Source organism: Pseudomonas uvaldensis, assembly GCF_021271205.1.
In the GTDB taxonomy this organism is placed as follows: Bacteria; Pseudomonadota; Gammaproteobacteria; order Pseudomonadales; family Pseudomonadaceae; genus Aquipseudomonas; species Aquipseudomonas uvaldensis.
On the sequence record NZ_JAIWKS010000003.1, the window covers coordinates 385,746 to 410,910 of the forward strand.

Annotated in this window: 22 protein-coding genes and 1 pseudogene; 14 read left to right on the forward strand and 9 right to left on the reverse strand. The window is 60.3% G+C overall.

Translation table 11 applies throughout. The features are described 5' to 3' along the window. The first annotated feature begins 5 nt into the window (after positions 1-5). The 9 genes and pseudogenes from rplS to LCU97_RS08280 all read left to right on the forward strand — a co-directional run bounded on the left by rplS (position 6) and on the right by LCU97_RS08280 (position 8,339). A complete protein-coding gene (gene rplS / locus LCU97_RS08240) occupies positions 6-356 on the forward strand; it encodes a 50S ribosomal protein L19 (protein ID WP_003175895.1) in 351 nt (116 codons plus the stop codon). 132 nt (positions 357-488) lie between these two features. After that, positions 489-1,385 (forward strand): site-specific tyrosine recombinase XerD, encoded by an 897-nt coding sequence (xerD, locus tag LCU97_RS08245; protein ID WP_053152603.1) that lies wholly within the window; start codon positions 489-491, stop codon positions 1,383-1,385. Positions 1,386-1,680: 295 nt separating this feature from the next. After that, positions 1,681-2,199 carry an RICIN domain-containing protein gene (locus tag LCU97_RS08250; protein ID WP_232776099.1) on the forward strand — a complete coding sequence of 173 codons (519 nt, stop codon included), beginning with the start codon at positions 1,681-1,683 and terminating at the stop codon, positions 2,197-2,199. Between the two features lie 103 nt (positions 2,200-2,302). After that, a pseudogene (locus tag LCU97_RS08255) lies at positions 2,303-2,485 on the forward strand (tyrosine-type recombinase/integrase); the annotation flags it as partial. A gap of 215 nt (positions 2,486-2,700) precedes the next feature. After that, positions 2,701-3,432 (forward strand): DsbC family protein, encoded by a 732-nt coding sequence (locus LCU97_RS08260; RefSeq protein WP_053152607.1) that lies wholly within the window; start codon positions 2,701-2,703, stop codon positions 3,430-3,432. Between the two features lie 132 nt (positions 3,433-3,564). Continuing rightward, the gene (locus LCU97_RS08265) at positions 3,565-4,869 is read left to right on the forward strand and encodes a homoserine dehydrogenase (protein ID WP_232776100.1); all 1,305 of its coding nucleotides are present in this window, start codon (positions 3,565-3,567) and stop codon (positions 4,867-4,869) included. Positions 4,870-4,973: 104 nt separating this feature from the next. Then, positions 4,974-6,383, forward strand: a complete 1,410-nt coding sequence (gene thrC / locus LCU97_RS08270; RefSeq protein WP_053152611.1) for a threonine synthase — start codon at positions 4,974-4,976, stop codon at positions 6,381-6,383. A gap of 122 nt (positions 6,384-6,505) precedes the next feature. After that, positions 6,506-7,864, forward strand: a complete 1,359-nt coding sequence (locus LCU97_RS08275) for a transporter substrate-binding domain-containing protein (protein ID WP_232776101.1) — start codon at positions 6,506-6,508, stop codon at positions 7,862-7,864. A gap of 187 nt (positions 7,865-8,051) precedes the next feature. After that, positions 8,052-8,339 (forward strand): DUF3509 domain-containing protein, encoded by a 288-nt coding sequence (locus LCU97_RS08280; protein ID WP_053152615.1) that lies wholly within the window; start codon positions 8,052-8,054, stop codon positions 8,337-8,339. Between the two features lie 167 nt (positions 8,340-8,506). On the opposite strand, the gene LCU97_RS08285 is transcribed toward LCU97_RS08280, so the two are convergent. Then, positions 8,507-9,706, reverse strand: a complete 1,200-nt coding sequence (locus tag LCU97_RS08285; RefSeq protein ID WP_053152617.1) for a CaiB/BaiF CoA transferase family protein — start codon at positions 9,704-9,706, stop codon at positions 8,507-8,509. 130 nt (positions 9,707-9,836) lie between these two features. On the opposite strand from LCU97_RS08285, the gene LCU97_RS08290 reads away from it, so the two are divergent. The 3 genes from LCU97_RS08290 (at position 9,837) to LCU97_RS08300 (ending at position 13,615) form a co-directional block, all read left to right on the forward strand. Next, the gene (locus LCU97_RS08290) at positions 9,837-10,379 is read left to right on the forward strand and encodes a YaeQ family protein (protein ID WP_232776102.1); all 543 of its coding nucleotides are present in this window, start codon (positions 9,837-9,839) and stop codon (positions 10,377-10,379) included. Between the two features lie 172 nt (positions 10,380-10,551). Next, positions 10,552-12,261, forward strand: coding sequence for a single-stranded-DNA-specific exonuclease RecJ (recJ, locus tag LCU97_RS08295; RefSeq protein WP_232776103.1), 1,710 nt, complete (start codon positions 10,552-10,554; stop codon positions 12,259-12,261). Positions 12,262-12,508: 247 nt separating this feature from the next. Then, positions 12,509-13,615, forward strand: coding sequence for an NADH:flavin oxidoreductase/NADH oxidase (locus LCU97_RS08300; protein ID WP_053152623.1), 1,107 nt, complete (start codon positions 12,509-12,511; stop codon positions 13,613-13,615). Positions 13,616-13,694: 79 nt separating this feature from the next. Here the strand turns inward: LCU97_RS08300 and LCU97_RS08305 are convergent, their stop codons facing one another. Continuing rightward, positions 13,695-15,323 carry a glucan biosynthesis protein D gene (locus LCU97_RS08305; protein WP_053152625.1) on the reverse strand — a complete coding sequence of 543 codons (1,629 nt, stop codon included), beginning with the start codon at positions 15,321-15,323 and terminating at the stop codon, positions 13,695-13,697. Between the two features lie 377 nt (positions 15,324-15,700). Here LCU97_RS08305 and LCU97_RS08310 point away from each other — a divergent pair, with 377 nt between their 5' ends. Further along, on the forward strand, positions 15,701-15,886 hold the full coding sequence (locus LCU97_RS08310; RefSeq protein WP_053152627.1) for a hypothetical protein: 186 nt from the start codon (positions 15,701-15,703) through the stop codon (positions 15,884-15,886). A gap of 57 nt (positions 15,887-15,943) precedes the next feature. Here LCU97_RS08310 and LCU97_RS08315 read toward each other — a convergent pair whose 3' ends face one another. From LCU97_RS08315 to LCU97_RS08345, 7 genes are all read right to left on the reverse strand, one after another. After that, positions 15,944-17,368, reverse strand: coding sequence for a gamma-aminobutyraldehyde dehydrogenase (locus LCU97_RS08315; RefSeq protein WP_232776104.1), 1,425 nt, complete (start codon positions 17,366-17,368; stop codon positions 15,944-15,946). Positions 17,369-17,428: 60 nt separating this feature from the next. Continuing rightward, positions 17,429-18,250: an ABC transporter permease gene (locus LCU97_RS08320; RefSeq protein WP_232776105.1), complete on the reverse strand. Its 822-nt coding sequence runs from the start codon at positions 18,248-18,250 to the stop codon at positions 17,429-17,431. Then, entirely contained in the window at positions 18,240-19,187 is a 948-nt protein-coding gene (locus LCU97_RS08325) for an ABC transporter permease (protein WP_232776106.1), read from the reverse strand. Before LCU97_RS08325 ends, LCU97_RS08320 begins: the two co-directional genes overlap by 11 nt. Position 19,188: 1 nt before the next feature. Next, positions 19,189-20,226 carry an ABC transporter ATP-binding protein gene (locus LCU97_RS08330; RefSeq protein WP_053152635.1) on the reverse strand — a complete coding sequence of 346 codons (1,038 nt, stop codon included), beginning with the start codon at positions 20,224-20,226 and terminating at the stop codon, positions 19,189-19,191. A 138-nt stretch (positions 20,227-20,364) separates the two neighbouring features. Further along, positions 20,365-21,516: a putative ABC transporter substrate-binding protein YdcS gene (gene ydcS, locus LCU97_RS08335; RefSeq protein WP_053152637.1), complete on the reverse strand. Its 1,152-nt coding sequence runs from the start codon at positions 21,514-21,516 to the stop codon at positions 20,365-20,367. Positions 21,517-21,605: 89 nt separating this feature from the next. Continuing rightward, positions 21,606-23,063 (reverse strand): gamma-aminobutyraldehyde dehydrogenase, encoded by a 1,458-nt coding sequence (locus tag LCU97_RS08340; RefSeq protein ID WP_053152639.1) that lies wholly within the window; start codon positions 23,061-23,063, stop codon positions 21,606-21,608. Between the two features lie 97 nt (positions 23,064-23,160). Further along, a complete protein-coding gene (locus tag LCU97_RS08345; protein WP_053152642.1) occupies positions 23,161-24,075 on the reverse strand; it encodes a LysR family transcriptional regulator in 915 nt (304 codons plus the stop codon). Between the two features lie 176 nt (positions 24,076-24,251). On the opposite strand from LCU97_RS08345, the gene LCU97_RS08350 reads away from it, so the two are divergent. Continuing rightward, entirely contained in the window at positions 24,252-24,959 is a 708-nt protein-coding gene (locus tag LCU97_RS08350) for a tellurite resistance TerB family protein (RefSeq protein WP_053152644.1), read from the forward strand. Positions 24,960-25,165 lie beyond the last annotated feature (206 nt).

Genomic DNA, 25,165 nt, shown 5'->3' on the forward strand with positions numbered 1-25,165 from the left:
ACAGCATGACCAACAAAATCATTCTTGCACTCGAAGCAGAGCAGATGACCAAAGAAATCCCTACCTTTGCCCCAGGCGACACCATCGTCGTCCAGGTGAAAGTGAAGGAAGGTGACCGTTCCCGTCTGCAGGCATTCGAAGGCGTCGTTATCGCCAAGCGCAACCGTGGCGTGAACAGTGCTTTCACCGTTCGTAAAATCTCCAACGGTGTTGGTGTAGAGCGTACTTTCCAGACCTACAGCCCGCAAATCGACAGCATGGCTGTCAAGCGTCGCGGTGACGTGCGTAAAGCCAAGCTGTACTACCTGCGCGACCTGTCCGGTAAAGCAGCACGCATCAAGGAAAAACTGGCTTAAGTCCAGCGTCCGATGCAAAAAAAGCAGCCTGCGGGCTGCTTTTTTGTTGCCTGGAGTTTGGTCTTTGAGCACCCTGCATACTTTCGCTTTCCATTCCGGTGCGTGCGCGCCACCAGTCCTTCATGAGTGTCTATGCCTGCGATCGATCATCCCCTGATAGACCAGTTTCTCGATGCCCTTTGGCTGGAAAAGGGCTTGTCGGATAACACCCGAGGTGCCTATCGCAGCGACCTGGCGTTGTTCAATGGCTGGTTGCAGGAAAGAAACCTGGAGCTGGCCCATGCCGGGCGGGAGTTGATCCTCGATCATTTGTCGTGGCGCCTGGAGCAAAACTACAAACCCCGCTCGACCGCACGATTTCTCTCCGGCCTGCGTGGGTTCTATCGCTACCTGCTGCGGGAAAAGCTCATCGCGGTCGACCCGACCCTGCGGGTGGAAATGCCGCAATTGGGGCGTCCGCTGCCTAAATCCTTGTCCGAAGCCGACGTGGAGGCCCTGCTGGCGGCACCGGATCTCAGCGAAGCCATCGGCCAGCGTGATCGGGCCATGCTAGAGGTGTTATATGCCTGTGGCCTGCGGGTCACCGAGCTGGTCAGCCTTACCCTGGAACAGGTCAACTTGCGCCAGGGGGTGCTGCGGGTGATGGGCAAGGGCAGCAAGGAGCGCCTGGTGCCGATGGGTGAAGAGGCGATTGTATGGGTGGAGCGTTACCTGCGTGATGGCCGCAATGAGCTGCTGGCCGGGCGCCCCAGCGATGTCTTGTTCCCCAGCCGTAACGGCGAGCAGATGACCCGCCAGACGTTCTGGCACCGTATCAAGCACCAAGCCAAAGTGGCCGGGATCGGCAAGTCCCTTTCGCCCCATACCCTGCGTCATGCTTTCGCCACGCATCTGCTCAACCACGGTGCCGACCTGCGGGTGGTGCAGATGCTGTTGGGTCATAGCGACCTGTCCACTACCCAGATCTACACCCATGTCGCCCGGGCGCGGCTGCAGGACCTGCACGCGAAGCATCATCCGCGTGGCTGAAGCTGTTGTTACACAAGCTTACTTTGAGTGGGCGATCACACGCTCTGTCGAATTGGTGGGTTACCAAACGGTTATTAAGTGAAGTTGCCGTATTCCAAGAACTCATCTCGCTATTCGTAATTCATCTATGGGCCTGTAAGTTCTGACAGTAGACCGGTTCGGCAAGACTGGTAAAAATATTCAGCAACGGCTCTATAAATATGTTTCCCCCGGTATTGAACACTGCGTGGGGCCACTTCGGGAGAGGGTGGCTCGGGGAGGGCCCCTGCCACACGACGACCTCAGGAGATTTATCATGCGAGATAAAACCGCTCAGGATAACGATGAAGCCTCTGAACGGAAATACGGCGATGACCAGAAGCCTGAGGCAAAAGTAACAGTAGAGGGGCTTTATAAAATTGCGACAAATTTAAATCACGGCCTTACTATCCAAATGGATACGAATAGTATGGCCGAGCCACGGATAATCACTCTATGGCCTGACAATAATACACTTCAGAATTTATGGCGTATTACATACGAAGCCGAGTACAGCGCACACATAATTACAAATCAACATAATGTAAGGGAGCGATCTCTCTTTGTGGCTGATGAGTATGATGTATTTGCAGCAGTACGCCCAATTCTTTTCCGGCCACAACATTTTTGGGATTTTGATACGGCTGGCTCTGGCTTGTACGTTATTAAAAATCAATATAATGGCCGCGTTCTGGATGTCCGTGGTTCCAATACAGGAATTGGTACGCGTATTATCGCCTGGCCCTATAAGGGAACGACAAATCAGGTATTTAAATTAGTACGAATAGGAAGTTAAGTGCGAAAGGTAACATTGCTTTCGTTAGCGATCACAATAGCGACGCAGAGCTTCGGCGTGATAGCTCTGGTCGCCGGCAATCGCTGGCAGCGTGTATGGGGCGGCCGCGCAGGGGACCCATAAATCCCTCTCGGCCCACCCCTTGCGCCATGCCTTCGCCACGCACCTGCTCAACCACGGCGCCGATCTGCACATGGTGCAGATGTTGCTCGGCCATAGCGACCTGTCCACTACTCAGATCTACACCCGTGTCGCCCGGGCGCGGTTGCAGGATCTGCACGCCAAGAGCTGTGAGAGCTTTTGCTGCCTTGAAAAAGAATGGCTAAATAAATCACCCAAGACAGTTGCTCCCACAGTAAAGCGCTCGCCAATGCCTTGTATCACCGGCATTCGGTCACGCCAGCCTTATGTGGTAGGCTTGGGCGGTTTGCACAGTGGGCGGCTGGGACCCGATTTTGCCTTGGCGTTCCCCCGTCCCATTTGTTCGCCTCAGGAGTCCTCATGCGCTTGATCCATATGTTCACCGCTGCCGCCCTTGCGCTGGCCAGCACCTTCGCTATCGCCGACGATGCGGCCGACAAGGCTATTCGCAAGAGCCTGGAGAACCTTGAGCTCGAAGTACCGATCGAAGCCATCTCCGCCAGCCCCATGTCCGGCCTGTATGAGGTCAAGCTCAAGGGCAGTCGTGTGCTCTACGCCAGCGCCGACGGTCAGTACATCGTTCAGGGCAACCTGTTCGAGCTCAAGGACGGCAAGCCGGTCAATCTGACGGAGCTCACCGAGCGCCAGGGCATTTCCAAGCTGATCAACGGCATCCCGGTGGCCGAAACCGTGGTGTATCCGGCAGTGGGCGAGACCAAGTCCCACATCACCGTGTTCACCGACACCACTTGCCCGTATTGCCACAAGCTGCACGCCGAAGTACCGGAGTTGAACAAGCGTGGCATTGAAGTGCGCTATGTCGCGTTTCCGCGCCAGGGCCTGGGGTCGCCAGGCGATGAGCAGTTGCAGGCGGTATGGTGTTCCAAGGACAAGAAAGCGGCCATGGACAAGATGGTCGATGGCAAGGAGATCAAGTCCGCCAAATGCGAAAACCCGGTCTCCAAGCAGTTTGCACTCGGTCAGTCAATAGGTGTGAACGGTACACCGGCAATTGTTTTGGCCGACGGTCAGGTAATTCCGGGCTACCAGCCGGCGCCACAAGTCGCCAAACTGGCTCTTGGCGCGAAATGAGCATGAACGATCCGCTGTTGAAGATCACGGCTCGGCGAAAATCTTCGTCGGGCCGTTAAACACAAAGTCGCGTAGCTGCGCGGCTGTATTTCACGGCCGACCTTGTGTCGGCCGTTTCATGGGGAGTCAAGAGTGAATCCGGTCAAAGTAGGCATCTGTGGGTTAGGTACCGTCGGTGGCGGCACCTTCAACGTACTTCAGCGCAACGCCGAGGAAATTGCTCGTCGTGCCGGGCGTGGGATTCAAGTGGCACAAATTGCCATGCGCACGCCAAAGCCTCAGTTCCAGACGACCGGTATTGCGATTACCAACGATGTCTTCGAAGTGGCCACGAACCCTGAGATCGACATCGTCATAGAGCTGTTGGGCGGCTATACCGTTGCCCGCGAGCTGGTACTCAAGGCCATCGACAATGGCAAGCATGTGGTCACCGCGAATAAGGCGCTTATCGCTGTTCACGGTAATGAAATTTTCGCCAAGGCTCGCGAGAAAGGCGTAATTGTAGCTTTCGAAGCCGCCGTGGCCGGTGGTATTCCGGTCATCAAGGCGATCCGCGAAGGCCTCTCGGCCAACCGGATCAACTGGGTTGCCGGCATCATCAACGGCACCGGTAACTTTATCCTCACCGAGATGCGCGAGAAGGGGCGCACCTTCGAGGACGTACTCGCCGAAGCCCAGGCTCTGGGCTACGCAGAGGCGGACCCGACATTCGACGTGGAAGGCATCGACGCGGCGCACAAACTGACGATCCTGGCATCCATCGCGTTCGGCATTCCGTTGCAGTTCGACAAAGCCTACACCGAAGGTATCGCCCGGCTGACCACCGCCGACGTGAATTATGCCGAAGCCTTGGGCTATCGCATCAAGCACCTGGGCGTGGCGCGCAGCACCGCCAGCGGCATCGAGCTGCGCGTGCACCCGACACTGATCCCGGCCGACCGCCTGATCGCCAATGTCAACGGCGTGATGAACGCAGTGATGGTCAACGGCGATGCGTCCGGCTCGACATTGTTTTACGGTGCAGGTGCCGGCATGGAACCGACCGCTTCTTCGGTGGTGGCCGACCTCGTGGACGTGGTTCGCGCCATGACCTCGGATCCGGAAAACCGTGTGCCACACCTGGCCTTCCAGCCAGACTCGCTGTCGGCTCACCCGATTCTTCCGATAGAAGCGTGCGAAAGCTCCTACTACTTGCGTATCCAGGCCAAGGATCATCCGGGCGTATTGGCGCAAGTGGCGAGTATTCTTTCGGAGCGTGGTATCAACATCGAGTCGATCATGCAGAAGGAAGTCGAGGAGCACGACGGCCTGGTGCCGATGATTCTGTTGACCCACCGTGTGGTCGAGCAGCGCATCAACGACGCGATCGCTGCGCTGGAAGCACTCCAGGGCGTGGTGGGGCCAGTGGTCCGCATCCGCGTTGAGCATCTGAATTAATCAAAGCTGCAAGCCCCAGGCGGCAAGCTGCAAGTAAGAGCCGATCGGTTTCAACTTGAAGCTTGCAGCTTGAGGCTCGAAGCTCAAACCAAAGGTTTGCCCTTATGCGCTATATCAGCACCCGCGGCCAGGCACCGGCCCTGAATTTCGAAGATGTCCTGCTGGCCGGCCTGGCCACGGACGGCGGCCTCTATGTGCCGGAAAACCTGCCACGTTTCACCCAGGAGGAAATCGCTTCCTGGGCGGGCCTGCCGTACCACGAACTGGCCTTCCGGGTCATGCGCCCGTTCGTCGCCGGCAGCATCCCTGATGCCGATTTCAAGAAAATCCTGGAAGAAACCTATGGCGTCTTTTCCCATAACGCCATTGCGCCGTTGCGTCAGCTCAACGGTAACGAATGGGTGATGGAACTGTTCCACGGTCCGACCCTGGCGTTCAAGGATTTCGCCCTGCAACTGCTCGGTCGCCTGCTGGACTATGTGCTGCAAAAGCGTGGCGAGCGTGTGGTGATTATCGGCGCAACCTCTGGCGACACCGGTTCGGCCGCCATCGAAGGCTGCAAGCGGTGCGAGAACGTCGATATCTTCATCCTGCACCCGCACAACCGGGTTTCGGAAGTCCAGCGTCGTCAGATGACAACGATCTTCGGCGAAAACATCCACAACATCGCCATCGAAGGTAATTTCGACGACTGCCAAGAGATGGTCAAGGCCAGTTTCGCCGACCAGGGCTTCCTCAAGGGCACACGCCTGGTGGCGGTGAACTCGATCAACTGGGCGCGGATCATGGCCCAGATCGTCTACTACTTCCATGCGGCCCTGCAACTGGGCGGCCCGGCTCGTTCGGTTTCGTTCTCGGTGCCTACCGGCAACTTCGGTGATATTTTCGCCGGCTACCTGGCTCGCAACATGGGCCTGCCGATCAATCAACTGATCGTCGCCACCAACCGCAACGATATCCTGCACCGCTTCATGAGCGGTAACCAGTACGTCAAGGAAACCTTGCACGCCACGCTGTCGCCGTCCATGGACATCATGGTGTCGTCGAACTTCGAACGCCTGCTGTTCGACCTGCATGGACGCAACGGTGCGGCGATTGCCGGCCTCATGGACAGCTTCAGGCAGGGCGGCGGCTTCAGCGTCGAGCCCGAGCGCTGGACTGAGGCCCGCAAGCTGTTCGACTCCCTGGCCGTGGATGACGCGCAGACCTGCGAAACCATCGCCGAGGTATTCGAGCAATCCGGCGAACTGCTCGATCCGCACACGGCCATCGGCGTGAAGGCTGCCCGCGAGTGCCGTCGCAGCCTGGACATTCCGATGGTGGTGCTGGGCACCGCTCACCCGGTCAAGTTCCCGGACGCGGTGGAGAAAGCAGGCGTAGGAAAAGCGCTTGAACTACCTGCACATCTTTCTGATTTGTTTGAGCGAGAAGAGCGCTGCACCGTGCTGCCTAACGACTTGAAAGCCGTGCAGGCCTTTGTCAGCCAGCATGGCAACCGTGGCAAGCCACTCTGACCGCTGAAACCTGTCACATTTTGAAGCCCGTCTCCTGACGGGCTTTCTTGTTTCTGCATGCCAAACTGATCGGGTTTTCGCCCCTTGGAGGGACGGGGCGAGCCATCTCGAAGGAAAGGCAGATGTTGTTTTTTATCAAATGCAAACCAGCGCTGAGCTGGATGACAGGTCTGGCCCTGACGTGCTGGATGACGTTGGCGAGCACGGCGCAACTGGCGGCCCTCGAATCACGGCCGTCCAATGCCGGCGAGCGGCTGGCGCTGAACACACAGGAACTGAAGTGGATCGAGGAGAACCCCAGGGTCGTCGTGGCTTCGATGCAGTTTCCGTTGTACCTGTTCAAAAATGAAATGGGGCAGTGGAGCGGATTGAACCACGACATTCTCCAGCGGATCGCGAACATGACCGGACTCGAATTCGTACACCGCGAATCATTCTCTCCAGACCAGTTGCTGGCGATGCTGGAGCGGCGCGAAGCCGATATGACCACCACCATGGCGATGAATGACGAGCGTCGGGACTTTCTGAATTTCAGTCACGCATTTGGTGGTTCTGGCTGGGTATTGGTGGGACGTGACGGGGACTCCGAGCTTCATTCGCTGGAACAGCTCGAAGGGAAGGTGCTGGCACTGCCGGCCCGTCATGCATTGGAGGCGGAAATCAGGCGCGAATACCCCACGATTGAACTGCACACGGTCAAGACTTACGGGGAGGCGAGGGCGCTGGTGGAAAGCGGCGAGGCCCACGCCACCATCGAAAACGAAACCGGGGTCCATTTATATCCGGCCGGGCAGTTAAAGGTGGGAAACAGTCTGGATGGTAAGTGGGAACCGGATTACCTGGCTGTCCGTCAGGATCTGCTGCCCCTGTTGGGTATTCTGAACAAGGCCCTGGAGGCGTTCCCCGCCGAAGAAATGCGTGCCCTGCGCACCAAATGGATGGCAGGCGTCCTGCCTGGCCAGGCGCCATCGCTGTGGCTACGCGTGTCTCGCTGGGGGTATTGGTGCGTGGTGGTGATCGCTGTGTTCGGTCTGTTGTCGTTGCTATGGAACCGGCGTCTGCAGATGCAGATTGACCAGCGCCTCAAGGCCGAGACCGTCCTCAACGACCAGTTGATGCTTCAGCGGGCGTTGATGGATGCCATTCCCGACCCGATTTTCATCCGTGATCTGGAGGGGCGCCTGCTGATGTGCAACAAGAGTTACGAAGAGCATTTCGCGATCCGCTTCGAAAAGCTGCGAGGTACGCGCCTGGTGGACTCAGCGGCGTTCCCACCGGCCACTGCCGAGTTGCTGCATGGAGAAATGATGCAGCAGCTGCGAACCGGCCAGTCACGGTTCATCGACCGGCAACTGCTGTTCAATGGCCGACTGTGCAATACCTACCATTGGTCGGTACCCTTTTACGGCGCCGATGGGCAGTTGCGAGGTCTGCTGGGTGGCTGGAGCGATGCGGGGCGGCGTTGGCATCGTTCTGAATGAAAACGCGGCGGCACGACAAGTGTCGCCTTACACCGAAGGCAGTTATTTGCCTGTCATATTGCACGCGCATGCTCGATCGGACAGGTCGGAAGCGAGCCGTTTCGGTGCGCTGAAGAACTTTCTGCTGCGGCTCACGGTCACTTACTGTGCACATGCAGTTGTTTTCGGACTATTGAAGGGTGATCGAATGGAAAGTATCAGCCTATTGCTGGGTGAGGCCTTGAGCCCGTATCAGGTCACGCTGACGCCTTCCGGCGCCAGGGGCGAATGCCTGGTGACGCTCAGGAACGCCTCCGGGGGCATCATGGTTGAACGGATGTTCAATCAGGCGCAATTGACCGACAAGCGTCAACTGACGGATGTCGTCGATGGCCTGCATCGTGATGTGCTGATTGCCGAGGGACGCCTGGAGCCCTGTGTGACCGCGGCACTGCGTAACCTGGCTCGCGACAAGGTCATGGCCGCCGCGAATTGAATGGCAGGTCGTGGGAACCTTCCTACGTCTTGATGAGTCAGACTCTTTACCAGCAAGATCAAGCATTGTGCTCCGGTGCTTGTCGCTTGTTGCACGGACCACAAGATGGTCTCGTTTAACCCCGAGTTGTCTCCCCACTTCTCGGGGTTTCTTTTTGTCCGTTTTTTCTAAATGGCCCCCTCGGCACGCAGGCGGGTGATCTGCTGCGCATCGTAGCCCAGCTCGCCGAGCACCTGGGCGTTGTGTTCGCCCAGTGACGGGCCGACCCATTCGGACGTGCCCGGCGTGTCGGAGAGCTTCGGTACGATGCCTGGCATCTTGAACGGCTTGCCATCCGGCAGCCGGGCCTGCAAGAACATTTCCCGGGCCAGGAATTGCGGGTCGCTGAACATATCTTCGGCGCTGAAAATGCGGCTGGCGGGCACCTCGGCCCGGTTCAACTGTTCCATAACGCTGTCGAGGGGCAGTGAGTTGACCCAACGATCGATCACCCCGTACAGCTCGTCGCGGCGACTGTCCCGACCGTCGTTGCTGGCCAGTTGTGGATCGTTGGCCAGATCGTCACGCCCGATAATCTGCATGAAGCGCTTGAAAATCGCGTCGCCATTGGCGCCGATCTGCACGTGTTTGCCGTCGGCGCTGGTATGAATGGACGACGGGGTGATGCCGGGCATGATGTTGCCGGTGCGCTCGCGGATGAAGCCGAACACGTCGAACTCCGGCACCATACTTTCCATCATGGCGAAGATCGCCTCGTACAAGGCCACGTCCACCACTTGCCCGGTGCCGCCGTTCACTTCTCGATGACGAAGGGCCATCAGCGCGCCGATCACTCCCCAGAGGGCCGCGATGGAGTCACCGATGGATATCCCGGTGCGCACCGGCGGGCGATCCTCGAATCCAGTGATGTAGCGCAGGCCCCCCATGGACTCGCCCACCGCACCGAATCCCGGTTGATCCTTCATCGGGCCGGTCTGGCCAAAGCCCGACAGGCGAACCATCACCAGTTTCGGATTCAGCGCATGCAACATGTCCCAGCCCAGGCCCAGCTTTTCCAGCACCCCGGGGCGAAAGTTCTCGATCAGGATATCGGCGTCGCCGATCAGCTTTTTCAGGATGTCCAGGCCGTCGGGGTGCTTGAGGTTCAGGGTCAGGGATTTCTTGTTGCGGGCCTGGACGAACCACCACAAGGACGTGCCTTCATACAGCTTGCGCCACTTGCGCAGTGGGTCGCCGCCGTCGGGCGATTCGACCTTGATCACTTCTGCCCCGAATTCGGCGCAGATTCGCGAGGCGAAAGGCCCGGCGATCAGGGTGCCGAGTTCGATGACTTTGACGCCGGCAAGGGGTTTGGCAGTGAGCGACATAGGCAATCCTGTAGGACAAAGGCAGAACGGATAAAGCGTTTTATCACCGCGGGTCAGTGATCGGCAATTCGTGGATTGCCTGCATCATCGGTTAGACTTGCCGCCTTTCCCTGTATCAAGAAGCCCGTTCATGGCCCAGCCGTCCACGACCTATAAGTTTGAACTGAACCTCACCGACCTCGACCGCGGCGTCTACGAGAATGTGAAGCAGACCATCGCTCGTCATCCCTCGGAAACCGAGGAGCGCATGACCGTGCGCCTGTTGGCCTACGCCTTCTGGTACAACGAGCTGCTTGCGTTTGGCCGTGGTCTGTCGGATGTCGATGAACCCGCCCTGTGGGAAAAAAGCCTGGATGACCGTGTGCTGCACTGGATCGAAGTGGGCCAGCCCGATGCCGAGCGCCTGACCTGGTGCTCGCGCCGTACCGAACGCACCAGCCTGCTGGCTTACGGCAGTCTGCGGGTCTGGGAGGGCAAGGTGGTGCCGGCGGTCAAAGCCCTGAAGAACGTCAACATCGCGGCTGTGCCCCAGGACGTATTGGAAACCCTGGCCCAGGACATGCCCCGCGTGATCAAGTGGGATGTGATGATCAGCGAGGGGACGATTTTCGTGACCGACGACCGTGGCCAGCATGAAGTTCAATTGCAGTGGCTGCTGGGGGAGCGTGGTTGAGCCAGTAAGTCGGTATCAAGTGAACTGTTGTGGGAGCGGGCTTGCTCGCGAAAGCGGCAGGTCAGTCAATGCGAGGCTATATGATCCACCGCTTTCGCGAGCAAGCCCGCTCCCACTCGGATCCCTTTGCCAAAATACATCCCACGACTCATAGAGAAATGTCTGCTATCCCATGCGCATAGAACCCCGTCCATTGCCCGATACCCTGCCGTTCCTCGGCGATCTGCCGCCCCTGCTGACTCGCCTGTACGCGGCGCGGGGCGTTCAATCCGAGGCCGAGCTGGACAAGAGCCTGGCGCGCCTGATCCCCTTTCAGCAGCTCAAAGGCATCGAAGCTGCGGTGGATCTGCTGGTGACAGCGTTGGAGCAGCGCCAACGGATCCTGATTGTCGGTGACTTTGACGCCGACGGCGCGACGGCCAGTTCGGTCGGCCTGCTGGGACTGCGCCTGCTGGGAGCGGCCCATGTCGACTACCTGGTGCCCAATCGCTTCGAATATGGCTACGGGCTGACCCCGGAAATCGTCCAGGTCGCCCTGACCCGCGAGCCACAGTTGCTGATTACGGTGGACAACGGCATTTCCAGCGTCGAGGGCGTGGCGGCGGCAAAAGCAGCGGGGCTCAAAGTGCTGGTTACCGATCACCACTTGCCCGGCCCCGAGCTGCCGGCGGCCGATGCCATCGTCAATCCTAATCAGCCGGGCTGCGAGTTCCCGAGCAAGGCACTGGCGGGCGTCGGAGTGATTTTCTATGTGCTGATGGCCTTGCGCGCGCGTCTGCGCAGCCTGGGGTGGTACGCCAGCAAACCTCAGCCGAACATCGGCGAGCTGCTGGATCTGGTGGCCTTGGGCAGCGTCGCTGACGTGGTGCCCCTGGACGCCAATAACCGGATCCTGGTGCACCAGGGTCTGGAACGCATTCGGGCCGGGCGCGCCCGTCCGGGTATCAAGGCCATTCTGGAAGTGGCCCGCCGCGATCACTCGCGCATCACCTCGACCGACCTGGGGTTTATCCTCGGTCCGCGTCTGAACGCGGCCGGACGTCTGGACGACATGAGCCTGGGCATCGAATGCCTGCTGACCGATGACCCGGCCCTGGCTCGGGACATGGCCGCGCAACTGGATGGCATGAACCAGGACCGAAAGTCCATTGAACAAGGCATGCAGCGTGAGGCATTGGCCCAGCTCAAGGACCTGCCGGTGGACACGATGCCGTTTGGCTTGTGCCTGTTCGATCCGCAGTGGCACCAGGGCGTCATCGGCATCCTCGCCTCGCGGATGAAAGAGCGCTATTTCCGCCCGACCATCGCTTTTGCCGACGCCGGGGACGGGTTGCTGAAGGGGTCCGGTCGCTCGGTGCCGGGGTTTCATATCCGCGATGCCTTGAGTGTCGTGGCGGCGCAACATCCTACGCTGATCAGTAAGTACGGCGGACATGCCATGGCGGCCGGTCTGACCTTGCCGGAGGCTAATTTCTCACAGTTCGCCGAGGCGTTCGACGCTGAAGTGCGCAGGCAACTGCGGGAAGAGGACCTGACCGGGCGCCTGTTGTCGGACGGCACCCTGGCGGTGGAAGAATTCCACCTCGAGCTCGCCCGGGCCCTTCGTCACGCCGGCCCCTGGGGCCAGCACTTCCCCGAGCCGATGTTTCATGGCGTGTTCCAGTTGGTCGAACAGCGGGTGGTGGGCGAGCGGCATTTGAAAGTGGTACTCAAGAGCGAATGCGGCTCGGTGAAGCTCGATGGCATTGCCTTTGGCATCGATCGCGAGATCTGGCCCAACCCGACCGTTCGCTGGGTCCAGCTGGTCTACAAGCTCGACCTCAATGAGTTCCGCGGTCAGGAAACGGTGCAGTTGATGATTGCTCATATCGAGCCGCGCTAGAGGAACGGCGGGCACAAGGTGTTGGGAACAAGGCGTGCCCGCGATGAACACCCCGCGGTCTTCCAGAAATCCAGGCGAGGAACCCTGCCTTGTCCCCGGTTGTCGACTAGGCTCTAAGCACTGGTTGATAGCCGTTGTGACGTCTTGTCCATTTCTTTGCCCGCGGGGGCGGGTGCAACACCCTTTGTCACTCGTCGACTTTTCAAACAGAACCCTGGAGCCTGCCCACTTATTCGAGAGGTGCCCCATGAGTCTGCTGCTGGAACCCTACACCGTACGCCAATTGACCCTGCCCAATCGCATCGCGGTATCCCCGATGTGCCAGTATTCGAGCGCCGATGGCCTGGCCAATGACTGGCATCTGGTGCACCTCGGCAGTCGTGCCGTGGGTGGCGCCGGCCTGGTCTTCACCGAAGCCACCGCCGTCACTGCCGACGGGCGAATCACCGCTCAGGATCTGGGGTTGTGGAACGACGAACAGATCGAACCCCTGCAACGCATCACGCGTTTCATCACCGCCCAGGGTTCCGTGCCGGGCATTCAACTGGCCCATGCGGGGCGCAAGGCCAGTACCTGGCGGCCTTGGCTGGGCAAGCATGGCAGCGTGAAGCCGGAGGACGGCGGCTGGACGCCGGTCGGCCCTTCGCCCATTGCCTTCGACCCGCAACACACCCAGCCGGTCCAGTTGGATGAGGGGCAGATCAGCGGGATCATCCAGGCGTTCGTGGCGGCCGCCAGGCGCGCCCTGACGGCCGGGTTCAAAGTCGTCGAGGTCCATGCGGCCCATGGTTACCTGTTGCATCAATTCCTTTCGCCGTTGAGCAATCAGCGCCGCGACCAATATGGCGGTTCGTTCGAAAACCGTATCCGGCTGGTGCTGCAAGTCACCGAGGCGGTCAGGGCCGTCTGGCCACAGGAGCTGCCGGTGTTCGTGCGCGTATCGGCTACCGACTGGGTCGAGGACGGCTGGAACCCCGACGAAACCGTCGAGCTGGCGCGCCGGTTCAGGGCATTGGGGGTTGACTTGATCGACGTGTCATCGGGCGGCACCGCGGCGAACGCGGAAATCCCGACCGGTCCGGGTTACCAGACCCGTTTCGCTGAACGGGTGCGCAAGGAATCGGAAATCGCCACCGGCACTGTAGGCATGATCACCGAGCCGGCCCAGGCCGAGCACATCCTGCGGACCTGTCAGGCCGATATCATCTTCCTGGCCCGTGAATTGTTACGCGATCCGTATTGGGCGCTGCATGCCGATGATGACCTGGGCGGGCGCAAGGCCGTCTGGCCGGCGCAGTACCAACGGGCGACGCACCGGGACCAGCCGATCCATGAGTCGGATCTTCGGGACTGAATGCCGATAAACAACAATCCCCGGTCGTTCTGGCCGGGGCTTGTTGTTTATCGGGCCAGCCCCGACACCCGAACTATGTTCAGGGATACTTGCGTTTATCCGGCGCCGGCGGGAAGTACTGATACAACCAGGTCTCGCTCAGGGTCCGGTCCTTGGTGCGAAGGAACAGGCGCATTTCCACCGGATCCACGCGGTCGTCAGTGGGGTACCAGTCGAAGGTAATGCGATAGCCCTTGATGGCATCGAGCACTAACACGTTGAAGTCCTTTACCTCGCCGTGGGAGCAGGTCACCACGGGTTCGATGCCGGTACCCGGCGGTAGCTGGTCGATTCCGCCGCCGTTGAAGTCCACGGCAAAACGGCGGGCCCAGACGGTGGGGTAATGCTCGCCCGGAGCCCAGCCCTCGATGAAGCCGCCCATGCCCGAACGCGTCGCATGGACCTGCGCCAGGTGGGTGCTCACCGGCGGCAGGGCGCTCCAGTAGAGTTTGTAGCCGTAGTTCAGCGAGTCACCGGCGGCCACTGGTTTCTTCGGTGTCCAGAAGGCGACGATGTTATCCAGGGTTTCGCCGGTCGTAGGAATTTCCAGCAGATCGACAGAGCCTTCGCCCCAAGCGGTTGTAGGCTCGACCCACAGGCTCGGGCGCTTGCTGTACCAGTCCACGGTGTCCTGGTAGCTCTCGAAGCTGTGGTCGGTCTGCACCAGGCCGAAACCTTTCGGGTTCTTGTCGGCGAAGGCGTTGAACTGCAGGGTGGCGGGATTGTTCAGGGGGCGGCAGACCCACTCGCCATTGCCGCGCCACATGGCCAGTCGGTCAGAGTCGTGAATCTGCGGGTGGATGGTGTCGCACATGCGCCGCTCGACGGTGCCGCAGCTGAACATACTGGTCATCGGTGCGATGCCCAGTTGCTCGATGGCGGTACGGGCGTTGATGTGGGCATCGATCTCCATGACCACCCGGGTCGGCTGGCAATCGATGTCGAACCGATAGGCACCCGTGGCGCTGGGGGAGTCGAGCAGGGCATAGACCACGAAACGGGTGCTGTTCTTGTCCGGGGTTTCGAACCAGAACTGGGTGAAGTCCGGGAACTCCTCGCGACGCTTGGCGTAAGTGTCGATCGCCAGGCCACGGGCCGAGAGCCCGTACTGCCCCGTGGCATCCACGGCGCGGAAGTAACTGGCGCCCAGGAACGACACAATGTCGTGGCGGTCCAGCTCTGGAGCCTTGAACGCACGGAACCCCGCGAATCCCAGGTCACCTTTCAGTTGCGAGGTGTTGACCGTGGTTTTCTCGTAGTTGAACAGCTCCGGGCGGAAGTGCACTTCGCGGGCCAGGCGGGTTTTCGGGTCGACGCTGTACATGCGCACCGGCTGCTTGAACCCCATGCCCACGTGGAAAAACTGCACGTCCAGTTGACGACCTTCCACCTTGTTCCACAGTGAATGATTGGCGTCGTAGCGGATGGCATTGAACTGCAATGGCGACATCAGCGCCAATGTCTCGGGTAACACTTGCTTGGTGTCGACGTAGCGACGCTCAGCCAGCCGCTTCGCCTGGTCTTTCAGCCCCTTGAAATCGAAGGGGCGGGCTTCGCCGTCTGCCGTCTGGTCAGCGGCCCAGGCACGGGCGGCCATGAGCCCGGAAGCGGAAAGTCCGGTGTAGGCGGCAAAAGCCATGGAGGCCTTGAGCAGGTTCCTGCGATGCATAAATACAACCTTTCTCGAAATATTCCCGAGCCGTACCTGGCAACAGGGACTGGTAAAGGAGTTCGGACATGCCTTTGGCCAAACGCGACAAACGTAAGAACAGATGCCTGAGAACCGCATCGGTTCACTGGGGCGCAAAATCATAGGGGATACGTGGGGCGGGGTGAGAGAGGAAAGCGTGGATTGGTTAAATTTTCTTACAGATATTTCTTTTTTATCGGGCCTATCTGCCATTTTTGACTAATTACTCTAAAAATCACTTTTCTCGATGTGAATCATCCCTATGCTTAGGCCATGAAGACGGTTCAGCCCGTCAATCCAAAAAAGGCGCTACCAGGATTCGGAGCATCCAACCCGACGTGAGAAGGACAAGGTTCATGACAAAAATGAAGGGCATTGTCGAAATGCTGGGGCTCTTTCCCTGTTTGCAGAATGGACGTCGACCACGGCGGCTGAGCCTGGAGGAATTGCGACTGGTGGAACGCTATCGCGAACTGTCGGAGAACGACAGGATCGCGATGCGTTGTCTGCTGGACGCGATGAGGAGTGTTTCGAGGTTTTGAAATACCAGCACACGACCAGATTTTATCGTCTGGTCGTGGTTGCAATTGCATTGCGCTTCAATGCTTGAACATCACATGCCGCACCACCGTGTAGTCCTCGAGTCCGTACATGGACATGTCCTTGCCATAGCCGGAACGTTTCTGACCGCCATGGGGCATTTCGCTGACGAGCATGAAGTGGGTATTCACCCAGGTGCAGCCGTATTGCAGCCGCGCCGACAGGCGATGGGCGCGACCGATGTCGGCGGTCCAGACCGATGAAGCCAGGCCGTAGTCCGAATCGTTGGCCCAGGTCAGCACTTGCGCTTCGTCCAGGAACGGTGTGACGGATACCACTGGACCGAAGACTTCCCGGCGCACGATCTCGTCGTCCTGCTGGGCATCGGCCAGTACCGTCGGCTCGAAGAAGAACCCATTGCCGTCCACGGCCTTGCCGCCGGTAACCAGACGGATGTGCGATTGGGCGATGGCCCGCTCGACGAAGCCGGTCACGCGGTCGCGGTGCTGGGCGGTGATCAGTGGGCCCATCTCGGTGTCTGGCGCGGTCTGCAGCCCATATTTGATGCTGGCGACCGCCGCGCCGAGTTTCTCGACAAATTTTTCGTAGATGCCTTGCTGGGCATAGATCCGGCAGGCCGCCGTGCAGTCCTGGCCGGCGTTGTAGAAGCCGAAGGTGCGAATGCCTTCCACCGCCGCATCGATGTCGGCGTCGTCGAAGATGATCACCGGGGCCTTGCCGCCCAGTTCCATGTGTGTGCGTTTGACGCTGTCGGCTGTGCTGGAAATGATGTGCGAGCCGGTGGCGATGGAACCGGTCAGCGAGACCATGCGGACTTTTGGATGAGTGACCAGCGGCTGGCCGACGGTTTGCCCACGGCCGAATACCACGTTGAGCACGCCGGCGGGGAAAATCTGCGACGCCAGTTCCGCCAGGCGCAACGCCGTCAGTGGGGTTTGTTCCGACGGTTTGAGTACCACGGTATTACCAGCGGCCAGGGCCGGAGCGATTTTCCAGGCGACCATCATCAACGGGTAGTTCCAAGGCGCAATGGAGGCGATGACGCCCACCGGGTCGCGACGGATCATCGAGGTGTGCCCCGGCAGGTACTCGCCCCCCGCCGAGCCATTCATGCAGCGGCTGGCGCCGGCAAAGAAGCGGAAAACGTCGGCGATGGCGGGAATCTCATCGTTGAGGGCGGCATTCAAGGGTTTTCCACAGTTGTCCGACTCCAGCTTGGCCAGTTCTTCGCCATGGGCTTCGATGGCATCGGCCAGTTTGAGCAACAGCAGGGAGCGATCCTTGGGTGAAACCTGTGACCAGCTTTCGAACACCCCGTCGGCGGCACGCACCGCCGCGTCGACCTGGGCTTCGCTGGCTTCGTTGATCTCCACCAGTACCCGGCCCAGCGCCGGGTTAAACACCGCCTGGCCGGGTCCTTCGCCGGCCACCAGATGGCCGTTGATCAGCAGTTTGGTTTGCATGTTCTTGTCCTCCTGAAACTTGTCTGTGATCTAGGTGGGAGCCTGCTTCCCCAGTGGTATTTACTTCCCTCCGCTACCCGCCACGCTCTCACCCCCACGGGTCAGGTAGTAGGCGCCGAGTATGGGAAGCATGGTGACCAGCATTACCAGCATTGCCACCACGTTGGTCACTGGCACGTCACGGGGGCGGCTGAGTTGGTTGAGCAGCCATAGGGGCAGCGTGCGTTCATGACCGGCGGTGAAGGTGGTGACGATGATTTCGTCGAACGACAGGGCAAACGCGAGCATCCCACCGGCCAGCAACGCCGAGCCCAGATTGGGCAGGATGATGTAGCGAAAGGTTTGCCAGCCATCCGCCCCCAGATCCATCGATGCCTCGATCAAGCTGTGGGAGGTACGACGCAGGCGGGCGATGACGTTGTTGTAGACGATCACCACGCAAAAGGTCGCGTGTCCCACCACGATGGTGAACATCCCGGGCTCGATCCCCAAGGTCTTGAAGGTGGCCAGCAGGGCAATGCCGGTGATGATCCCCGGCAGGGCGATCGGCAGGATCAGCATCAGCGAAATCCCTTGCTTGCCGAAGAAGTCCCGGCGGTACAGCGCCGCCGAGGCCAATGTGCCAAGCACCATGGCGATCAGCGTGGCAATGGCCGCGATCTGCAGCGACAGCTTGATGGCCTCCAGTACGTCCGGGCGCGAGAAGGCGACATTGAGCCACTTCAAGGTCAGGCCCTTGGGAGGAAAGCTGAAGGCCGCGTCCTCGGTGTTGAAGGCGTAGAGGAAAATGATCAGGATCGGAAAGTGCAGGAAGACCAGTCCGCCCCACGCCGCGACGCGCAGGCCCCGGGACGCCTGCCCTCGAGATGAGTCAGAGTGCATCGAAAGCCCCCAGGCGCTTGACAATAGACAGGTAGACGGCAATCAACACGATGGGCACGAGGGTGAACGCCGCGGCCATGGGCATGTTGCCTATGGCGCCTTGCTGGGCGTAGACCATGCTGCCAATGAAGTAGCCCGGTGGGCCTACCAGTTGCGGCACGATGAAGTCTCCCAGGGTCAGCGAGAAAGTGAAGATCGAGCCGGCGGCAATGCCCGGAATCGACAGGGGCAGGATCACCTGCATGAAGGTCTGGCGCGGCCTGGCGCCCAAATCCGCCGAGGCCTGCAGCAACGAGGGCGGCAGACGTTCCAGGGAGGCCTGGATGGGCAGAATCATGAACGGCAGCCAGATGTAGACGAAGACCAGAAAACGTCCCAGGTGTGAGGTGGACAAGGTGCTGCCGCCGATGCCGGGAAGCCCCAGCACGAACTGCAAGACCGGTTCCAGGCCCAGATGCTGGACGAACCACTGCGCCACGCCACCCTTGGCCAGCAGCAGCGTCCAGGCGTACGCCTTGACGATGTAGCTGGCCCACATGGGCAGCATCACCGCGATATAGAAAAATGCCTTGGTCTTGCCGCTGGTGTAGAGCGCCATGTAGTAGGCAATCGGGAACGCGACGATGGCGCTGGCAATGGACACGACGATGGCCATGCCCAGGGTACGAAGCAAGATGTCCAGGTTCGAGGACTGGAACAGTGCGGTGAAATTCGCCAGGGTCAGGTCGGGCGTGACCGCCATGGTGAAGTCATCGAAGGTGTAGAAGCCCTGCCACAGCAAGGTGAACAGCGAACCCAGGTAGATCGCGCCGAACCAGATCAGCGGCGCAATCAGCAGCATCGACAGGTACAGGTTGGGCCGTCGGTACAGCAGGTTGGAAAAGCGTCGCAACAGCGAACCGGAAGCGGGCGCCGGGTGGAGGGTCAGGGTATTCATCTCATGCCTCGCCGCCGACGGTGTCATGCAGCGCAACCATCGCTTCACGGGCCCAGCGAACACGCAGTGGCTGGCCGGCCTGATGCCGGACCGCGTTGTCGGTCCATTGGGTATTGGCCTGGCTGAGGTTCAGAGTCTGGCCGTTGGCGAGTTTCAACTCATAACGCGTGGCGCTGCCCTGGTACTGGATGTCATGGAGCAATCCGTGGACCTCGATTTCATTGCCGGCCAACGGGCCTTCGGCGAAGCGTACGTGTTCCGGGCGGATCGAAAACGGTTGTGGATAACCACTCAGTTCCCGGGCCAGTTCGCCACGAATCACATTGGAGGTGCCGACGAACTCGGCGACGAAGGTGGTCGCCGGTTTCATGTACAGGTTGCGCGGCGTATCGACCTGTTCGATGCGGCCTTTGTTGAACACCGCCACGCGGTCGGACATCGACAAGGCTTCGGTCTGGTCATGGGTGACGAAAATGAAGGTGATGCCCAACTGGCGTTGCAGTTTCTTCAATTCGCCCTGCATCTGCTCGCGCAGCTTGAGGTCGAGAGCGCCCAGGGGTTCGTCCAGCAGCAGCACCCGCGGACGATTGACCAACGCACGGGCCAGGGCCACGCGCTGGCGCTGGCCGCCGGACAGCTGTACCGGTTTGCGCTCGCCATAGCCGCCCAGGGCGACCATCTGCAATGCTTCTTCGGCACGCTGGATGCGCTCGGCCTTGGCGACACCTTTGACTTTCAGGCCATAGGCGACGTTGTCGCGTACGTTCATGTGGGGGAACAGGGCGTAATCCTGGAAAACCGTGTTCACGTCGCGCTGGTAGGGCGGCAACCCGGCGGCTTCTTCGCCATGGATGCGGATCGAACCGGTGCTGGGTTGTTCGAAACCGGCGATCAGCCGCAGGCAAGTGGTCTTGCCCGAGCCGGAAGGGCCCAGCATGGAAAAGAACTCACCGTCCTGGATGTCGATGGAAACCCGGTCGACGGCTTTCACCTCGCCGAACTGACGGGATACCTGGGTGAACTGGACTGCAAGTGTCATGGTGCGGTGCTCCAGAAAGCGGGGCTTGTGTTGAATCATTACCCGGTTGCCGGGCACGAGCTATTTGGATCGGGAACATGGCGTCCCCTCGCCACAAGAGCAGCGTTCATCCGCCGCTCTTGTGGCCGGCTGATGAAGCTAGCGCCCGCCCATGATCGCGATGTAGTCCTGGGTCCAACGGCTGTAGGGCACGTACTTGCCGCCCTCGGCCTGTGGGGTTTTCCAGAAGGCGATCTTGTCGAACTGGTCGAAGCCGTTGGTCTTGCAGCCTTCGGCCCCCAGCCGTTCATTGCCCGTGCACGCTGCCGGCACCGCTGGCAGGGAGCCGAACCAGGCCGCCACGTCGCCCTGGACTTTCGGTTGCAGCGACCAGTCCATCCACTTGTACGCACAGTTGGGGTGCTTGGCGTCGGCATGGAGCATTGTGGTATCGGCCCAGCCGGTGGCGCCTTCTTTTGGAATAGTCGAGGCGATCGGTTGTTTCTCGTTCATCAGGCCGTTGACCTGATACGGCCAGGCGCCGGAGGCCACCACGCCTTCGTTCTTGAAGTCGCTCATCTGCACGGTGGTGTCGTGCCAGTAGCGGTGAATCAACGGTTGCTGGGCCCGCAGCAATTCCAGCACGGCCTTGTATTGCGCTTCGTCGAGTTGGTACGGGTCCTTGATGCCCAGCTCGGGCTTGGCGGTCTTGAGGTACAGCGCCGCGTCAGCGATGTAGATCGGGCCATCGTAGGCTTGTACGCGACCTTTGTTCGGCTTGCCGTCCGGCAGGTCCTGGGCGCTGAACAGCACGCTCCAGCTGGTGGGCGGTTGCTTGAACACGTCGGTGTTGTACATCAGCACGTTCGGCCCCCACTGGTACGGGGTGCCGTAGGTCTGTTGGTCGACCACGTACCATGGCGCATCCTTGAGGCGTGGGTCGAGGTTCTTCCAGTTGGAAATCAGCGCCGTATTGATCGGTTGCACGCGTTTGCCGGCAATCAGACGCAGCGAGGCATCGCCGGAAGCGGTGACCAGGTCGTAGCCGCCCTTGCTCATCAGACTGACCATTTCATCGGACGTGGCGGCTGTTTTCACATTGACCTTGCAGCCGGTTTCCTTCTCGAAACCGGTCACCCAGTCGTAGGCCTTGTCGCTTTCGCCGCGTTCGATGTACCCCGGCCAGGCGACGATATCCAGTTGGCCTTCGCCAGCGCCAACAGCCTTGGGCAGCTCGGCGGCCTGGAGGGCGACGCTGGTCAGCAGCGCCGTGGTGATTGCGCTGAGCAATACGGTCTTGTGCGCGTACATGGAAATCCCTCTTGCTTTAATTATGATCGGGGCAGTGTTTCAACGGGTGAAGCGCCATTGAAGGCCTGTTATTAGAGTAGTGCCGATCACTACAAATGCTGGCCGTGGCGGGCCATGATGTGGCGAACGACGCTGTAATCCTGGAGCGAATCACTGGATAGGTCTTTCCCATAGCCCGAGCGCTTGAGGCCGCCGTGGGGCATTTCGCTGACCAGCATGAAATGACTGTTGATCCAGGTGCAGCCGTATTGCAGCCTTGCCGCGACTTGCATCGCCTTGTCCAGGTTCTGCGTCCATACCGAGGAGGCCAGGCCGTATTCCGAGTCATTGGCCCAGTCCACCGCCTGACTGAGTTCGTCGAAACGGGTCACGGTGACGACCGGGCCGAATACTTCGCGTTGGACGATTTCGTCGCTTTGCTTGCAGCCGGCCAGCAGTGTGGGTTGGTAGAAGAAGCCCGCCCCCGAATGCGCTGCCGCGCCAGTGATGCGCTCGATATGCGGTTGGCCGAGGGCACGCTCGACGAAACTGGCGACGCGGTCGCGCTGGCGGGTGCTGATCAGCGGGCCGATTTCGTTATCGGCATCGCGTTTGCCGGCGAAGCGCAGGCTGCTGACCGCTGCGCCAAGTTCGGCCACCAGCCGATCGTGGATGCCGTCCTGGGCATAGATCCGACAGGCAGCGGTGCAATCCTGCCCGGCATTGTAATAGCCGTAGGTGCGCACGCCTTCGACCACGGCCTGGAGGTCGGCGTCGTTGCACACGATCACGGGCGCCTTGCCGCCCAGTTCCAGGTGCGTGCGCTTGAGGGTCCTGGCCGCCGCCTGAAGAATTTTCTGCCCGGTGACGATATCCCCGGTCAGCGAGACCATGCGCACCTTGGGATGGCTGACCAGATGGCTGCCCACACCTTCGCCGCCTCCGCAGATGATGTTGATCACGCCCCGTGGGAGGATCTCGGCCAGTACCGGCGCCAGGCTCAGGATCGACAGCGGTGTGTGTTCCGATGGCTTGAATACCAGGGTGTTGCCGGCGGCCAGGGCCGGGGCGATTTTCCACGCGGCCATCATGATCGGGTAATTCCACGGTGCGATGGACGCCACCACGCCAATCGGGTCGCGGCGCACCATGCTGGTGTAGCCAGGCAGGTACTCGCCGCTGAGCTGGCCGGTCTGACAGCGCACGGCGCCGGCGAAGAAACGAAATACGTCCACCGTGGCACCCAGGTCGTCCTGTCGGGCCAGATGAAGCGGCTTGCCACAGTTCAGGGATTCGAGACGGGCCAGTTGATCGGCGTTCCTTTCAATGGCGCCGGCAATGTCCAGCAGCAGGCTGGCACGTTGTTGTGGCGTGGTGCGCGCCCATCCGTCAGCGGCGCGGTGGGCGGCCAGGATGGCAGCTTCGACCTGTTCGGTGCTGGCTTCAGCGATGTGGGCCAGGATCTCGCCGGTCGCCGGGTTGAGGATCGGCTCGACGAAGCCCTGGCCTGCGACCAGTTCCCCGTCGATCAACAGCGCGGTACACAACGCAGGGGGCATGCCAGTCATGTTCGCTTTCTCGTTTTCCAGACGGCCTCGGGAATGAAGCAAGACTAGTGCGCGGCGTCAATACCGACAAATTCTAAATACTCAAGGAGGCATTCTATTAAATCGATGGCTTGCGCCCCCCATGGGGGTTCTCTCGCGCAACGGTCAGAAACGGCTCGACCATGGCCGGTCGCGCCGTACCCCGGCGCCAGGCCAGGCCCACGTCCAGGGTCTGGTTGAGATCGGCAATGGCACGGGCCTCGATGATGTCGCCTTCCAGTGACCACGGGCGGTAAGTCATGTCCGGCTGGATCGACACGCCCAGCCCCGCCGCGACCAGGCTGCGCACCGCTTCGGTCGAGGCGGTGCGCAGCGTGATTTTCGGCTGCAACCCGACGCCGCGCCACAGGCGCTGGGCGTTGCGGTCCATCTCGTCGACGTTCAGTTCGATCAGCGGTTCGCGGGCGACATCGGTCAGGTTGATGCTGTCGTGTTCCAGCAGCGGATGTTGTGCCGGTAGCCATAAGCGGTGGGGTGAATGGGTCAGCACCTCGGTCTGCAAGGCGTGACGGTCTTCAAGGTTGGACAGGATCAGCACCCCGACATCGATTTCACCGCTGACCAGCAGATGCTCGATATAGCGCCGTTCGTCCTCCATCACCCGGATGTCCACGTTGGGGTAGGCGCGCTGGAAACGGGTCAGCAAATCCGCCAGGTAATAGCCGGCGACCAGGCTGGTAACCCCGATGGTGATGTGACCGGCCACCTGGTCGGTGCTGTGCTGCAGGCTGCGCTTGGCGTTATCGACAGTGGCCAGGATCAAATGGGCCTGGCGCAGGAATTGATGCCCTTGGTGAGTCAGGGTCATGCCTTTTGCGTGGCGATTGAACAGGCCGACGCCGAGCTCTTGTTCCAATTGCTGGATAGCCAGGGTCAGGGTGGATTGCGAGATGAACGCTGTCTGTGCGGCGGAGGAGATCGAGCCGGTTTCGGCCACGGCGATGAAATGGCGAATCTGGCGCAACGTCATCATGGAAAGCACCCTGTGGGGCGGTTTTATCGATGGGTTGAAGTGTATATCGTTTTTTTCAATGGAAGGCGATCAGGCAGGCAACATTCCGAAGCAATGTCAGTCGAGGTGCAGGGGCACTTTCGGTCTAGGCTGATGGCCTTAATGATCCGGTTACCCCGAATGCGTGGAGGCAGCAAATGAACACTCGTGGATTGCTCGACCAGCTACTCAAGTCCGGTCAGGAAATGTTGGAAAAAAAGGCTGGCGGTTCCCAGGGCAAGTCGTCCGGTGGCCTGGGCGGGTTGCTCGGGGGCGGCAACCTGGGAAGCCTGCTTTCCGGCGCAGGGGGTGGAACCCTCGCGGCCGGGGCCATGGGCTTGTTGCTGGGCAACAAGAAAGCGCGCAATTTTGGTGGCAAGGCCCTGGCCTATGGTGGTCTGGCGGCCCTGGGCGTGATCGCCTACAAGGCGTATGGCAATTGGCAGGCCCAGCAGGGCGGTGTCATGAAAACCGAACCCCAGACGCTGGACCGGGTGCCCCCGGCGCAGGTCGAGCTGCATAGCCAGGCGATTCTCAAGGCACTGGTGGCGGCGGCCAAGGCCGACGGCCACGTGGACGAGCGTGAGCGGCAGCTGATCGAGGGCGAGTTCACCAAGCTCGACAACGATCAGGAATTGCAGCGCTGGCTGCATGCCGAACTCAACAAACCCCTGGACCCTGCTGACGTTGCCCGCGCCGCCAGTACGCCGGAGATCGCCGCCGAGATGTACATCGCCAGCGTGATGCTGGTGGACGAGGAAAACTTCATGGAGAAGTCCTACCTCGATGAACTGGCACGGCAGCTCAAGCTGGAGCCGGGATTGAAGGTGGAGCTGGAGAATCAGGTGCGGCAGGCTGCCGTATAACCATCGTTCGGCGCACATTGCTTCTTGTGGGAGCGGGCTTGCTCGCGAAAACGGACCTTTATCCAACATGGTAGATGACAGGGACGCTGCCTTCGCGAGCAGGCTCGCTCCCACAAGGGGGCTGCGTCGTTTGCTCAGGCGCCATCCAACCCACGCGGCATCATGCAACCCTCGGCTATACTCCCCAGCATTTCAAAGTTCCCCGA